Annotated in this window: 4 protein-coding genes; 2 read left to right on the forward strand and 2 right to left on the reverse strand. The window is 62.6% G+C overall.

The features are described 5' to 3' along the window. Both B7L71_RS05355 and B7L71_RS05360 read right to left on the reverse strand, forming a co-directional pair. A partial coding sequence (locus B7L71_RS05355; RefSeq protein WP_283160401.1) for an ATPase domain-containing protein occupies positions 1-371 on the reverse strand: 371 nt, incomplete at its 3' end. Between the two features lie 89 nt (positions 372-460). Further along, the gene (locus B7L71_RS05360) at positions 461-985 is read right to left on the reverse strand and encodes a CinA family protein (protein WP_016914842.1); all 525 of its coding nucleotides are present in this window, start codon (positions 983-985) and stop codon (positions 461-463) included. A 123-nt stretch (positions 986-1,108) separates the two neighbouring features. Here B7L71_RS05360 and mutS point away from each other — a divergent pair, with 123 nt between their 5' ends. Together mutS and fdxA are read left to right on the forward strand one after the other, a co-directional pair. After that, positions 1,109-3,676 (forward strand): DNA mismatch repair protein MutS, encoded by a 2,568-nt coding sequence (mutS, locus tag B7L71_RS05365; protein ID WP_081136466.1) that lies wholly within the window; start codon positions 1,109-1,111, stop codon positions 3,674-3,676. 151 nt (positions 3,677-3,827) lie between these two features. Then, complete coding sequence (fdxA, locus tag B7L71_RS05370; RefSeq protein WP_081136468.1) at positions 3,828-4,151, forward strand: ferredoxin FdxA; 324 nt, start codon at positions 3,828-3,830, stop codon at positions 4,149-4,151. Positions 4,152-4,222: the final 71 nt, after the last annotated feature.

A 4,222-nucleotide genomic window follows, 5' to 3' on the forward strand; every position in this document is an offset into this window, starting at 1 on the left:
TCACCCGTATCGGGTTGCGAAACCAGCAGGTCGTCCAGATTGACGCCGAGTTTTTCGGCGTAGCTGGGGTCCAGCGCGTGCTCGGCGTCGACGAAGGCACACACTTTGCCCTGCTTTTGCGCCTGGGCAATGACCGACAGGGTCAGCGTGGTTTTACCGGAGGACTCTGGGCCAAAGATTTCGACCACACGACCAAACGGCAGCCCGCCAATGCCGAGCGCAATGTCCAGCCCCAGCGAACCGGTGGAGACAGACGGCATGACGACACGGGGCGCATCGCCCAGACGCATGACGGTGCCTTTGCCGAACTGACGATCGATCTGACTGAGTGCCGCATTCAGCGCTTTGGTGCGGTTGTCTTCCTGAGCCATGCAGAGATTCCTCATAACAAGCTGTATAATTAGCCAGTAGTATGCCAAAGATCGGCGATGAAACAAATCCTCGGCGGCAACTTTAACGATTATTTCCTGGTGGCCTGCGCGGAAAGCCGAGCGACCAACCCTGCCAGGGCTTCACGTACCGCCTGCTCGCGCACCGCCTGCCGGTCACCCGGAAAATGAAAGCATTCGGCCTGCTGGCTCTCGGCATCGCCCCAGGCCAGCCATACGGTGCCCACCGGCTTCTCCTCGCTACCGCCTTCCGGCCCGGCCACACCACTGACGGCCACGGCCAGGTCGGCACCGCTGTCACGACAGGCGCCCGCTACCATGGCACCCACGACCGCTTCACTGACCGCGCCGTGGGCTTCCAGCAGGGCAGGTTCGACCCCCAGCAGGCGGGTCTTGGCGGCATTGGAGTAGGTCACATAGCCTGCGGTGAAGTACGCCGAGCTGCCAGCCACGGAGGTAATGGCGCTGGCAATGCCACCTCCCGTGCATGACTCGGCGGTGGTCACTTCGACATGCAACTGCTGGCACAGCCGTCCAAGTCGTTGAGCCAACAGTGATAAATCGAGGTTCTTGAGACTGGAAACACTGGGGGCCATGGTGACTCCTTCATGTAAGACCTTAGGGTAGCGTAGAATACTGCGTTTAGCTTTCTCAACGAAATTGCCCAACGAACATGCCGCATGCCGTTCAGGTCTGCGCCACGCTCAATCAGGACGCTCATGTCACAGGCCAGCCCCGCCCATACGCCGATGATGGCGCAGTATTTGAAAATCAAACGCGAGCACCCCGAGGTATTGCTGTTCTACCGCATGGGGGACTTCTACGAACTGTTTTTTGACGACGCCAAACGGGCAGCAGCGCTGCTGGATATCACCTTGACCCAGCGCGGCCAGTCGGGCGGCAAGCCGATCCCCATGGCGGGCGTGCCTTATCACAGCGCCGAGGGCTACCTTGCCAGGCTGGTAGCGGGTGGCGAGTCGGTGGCCATTTGCGAGCAAATTGGCGACCCCGCCACCAGCAAAGGCCCTGTCGAGCGCCAGGTGGTGCGCATCGTGACCCCCGGGACGCTGCACGACGAGGCGCTGCTGGATGCCCGCCGCGACAACGTGCTGGTGGCCGTGGCCCCGGGCAAGGAAGGCTGGGGGCTTGCCTGGCTGGAGCTTTCCAGCGGGCGCTTCAACGTGCTGGAGGTAGAGAGCGAGGCCGAAATGCTGGCCGAGCTGACCCGCCTGTCACCTGCCGAACTGCTGGTGCCTGAAAGCCTTTCACTGCCCGATGCCTGGTCGCAAAAGCGCAGCCTGCGCCGCCAGGGTGAATGGCTATTCGACCTGGAAAGCGCCACGCGCAGCCTGTGCGACCAGTTCGAAGTCAGCGACTTGCGCGGGTTTGGTTGCGCGCATCTCTCTACCGCTTTGGTGGCCGCAGGCGTCTTGATCGACTATGCCCGGGACACCCAGCGCTCACGGCTGCCCCATGTCACGTCCATCAGCGTGGAGAATCGCGACGACGCGGTGGTGATCGACGCGGCCAGTCGCCGCAATCTGGAAATCGACATCAACCTCGGCGGCAACGGCGACAACACCCTGGCCAGCGTACTGGATACCTGCGCCACCGCCATGGGCTCACGGTTGCTCAAACGCTGGTTGAACCGCCCCCTGCGCCAACGGGAGATCGTCGAAGGACGCCAGGCGGGCGTTGCCCTGCTCTCCATCGATGCCGCTTACATGAGCCTGCGCGAGACGCTGAGCGATGTAGGCGACGTGGAGCGGATTCTCGCCCGGGTTGCCCTGTACAGCGCTCGTCCACGTGACCTGGCAAGACTGCGTGACGCCCTCGCCACGCTGCCTACCCTGGAAGCGCTGCTGGCCGATATCGATACCGGTAGCGCTCTGGACGGCCTGACACCGCACATCCGCCCCTACCCGACGCTGGCCGATACGCTGAGCCGAGCCCTGGTCGACAACCCACCGGTGGTGATTCGTGACGGCGGCGTGATTGCCGATGGCTTCGATGCCGAGCTGGATGAACACCGGGGCATGGCCGAGAACGCGGGCGATTACCTGGTCCAGCTCGAACTGCGCGAACGCGAGCGCACCGGCCTGGCCAACCTCAAAGTGGGTTACAACCGCGTCCATGGCTACTTCATCGAGCTGCCCCGCTCCCAGGCCCAGCAGGCGCCCGCAGACTACATTCGTCGCCAGACGCTGAAAAACGCCGAACGCTTCATCATTCCCGAGCTGAAAGAGTTCGAAGACAAGGCACTGTCCGCCAAGTCACGCGCACTGACCCGAGAGAAATGGCTCTACGAACAGCTGTTGGCCACCCTGAATGAGCAGCTGCATGCCCTGCAAGCCACCTCGCGGGCCTTGGCCGAGCTGGACGTGCTGTGCGCCTTTGCCGAACGCGCCGAGGCGCTCAACTGGGTGCGCCCACAGCTGGTCGCGACCACGGGCATTACCATTACTGCGGGCCGCCACCCGGTCGTGGAGCAGGTCAGCGACAAACCGTTCGTGCCCAACGACGTCATGCTGACGCCTGAACAGCACATGCTGATCATTACCGGCCCCAACATGGGGGGTAAATCGACCTACATGCGCCAGACGGCACTCATTGCCCTCCTGGCGCACAGCGGCAGTTTCGTGCCTGCCGACGCCGCCGAGGTTGGCCCCGTCGATCGCATCTTTACCCGTATCGGCTCCTCCGATGACCTGGCAGGCGGGCGCTCCACCTTCATGGTGGAAATGACCGAAACTGCCAATATCCTGCACAATGCCACCGAGCACAGCCTGGTACTGATGGACGAGATCGGGCGCGGCACCAGCACCTTCGACGGCTTGTCGCTGGCCTGGGCCAGCGCCGAACATTTGGCCCGGGCCCGCGCGCTGACGCTGTTCGCGACGCACTACTTCGAAATGACCGCGCTGCCCGAGCAGGCCGAGGGGGTGGCCAACATTCACCTGACGGCCACCGAGCACGGGGATGGCATCGTCTTCATGCACCGCATCGAAGCCGGCCCCGCCAGCCAGAGCTACGGGCTACAGGTCGCTCAACTGGCCGGGGTGCCGGGGCCGGTAATTCGTCGCGCACGGGAGAAGCTGATGACGCTGGAACAGCGCGACGTGGACACTCAGCAGCGGCCCTTGTCAGGCTCCCAGGCGCCTCAGCAGAACGACCTGTTTGCCAGCGCGCCACATCCGGTGGTGGACGCACTGACCAGCACCGACATCGACGATTTATCACCGCGCGAGGCGCTGGATCTGCTCTACCAGTGGCGCTCGATGCTGTAAACACGGGTGAGATTGATGCCTGGCGCTTGCCGCCATGGGGCAGCACTACTAAAATGGCGCCACATTTAGCTTATAAAAAACGGCTAATCTATAACCATTCGCGATTAAACACGACCGGAGCACGCTTCGGTCCCGCAAGAGGGATAGTGAGATGACGTTTGTCGTTACCGAGAACTGCATCCAATGCAAGTACACCGACTGCGTGGAAGTTTGCCCGGTCGACTGTTTCTATGAAGGCCCCAACTTCCTGGTCATCCACCCGGATGAGTGCATCGATTGCGCCCTCTGCGAGCCGGAGTGCCCCGCCGAGGCCATTTTCTCGGAAGACGAGCTACCGGATGGGCAAGAGCAGTTCATCGAGATCAACGCCGAGCTGGCCGAGGTGTGGCCCAACATTGCCGAGAAGAAAGACCCGCTGCCCGATGCAGAAGAGTGGGACGGCAAGCCTGGCAAGCTCGAAAAGCTGGAGCGCTGATCGCAGCGACACGGCATGGCCTGAGAACCAGCGTTCGCGCTGGTTTTTTTGGGCCTGACTGATGCGCAGGC

Source organism: Halomonas sp. BC2, assembly GCF_002078115.1.
GTDB classification, from domain to species: Bacteria; Pseudomonadota; Gammaproteobacteria; order Pseudomonadales; family Halomonadaceae; genus Vreelandella; species Vreelandella stevensii.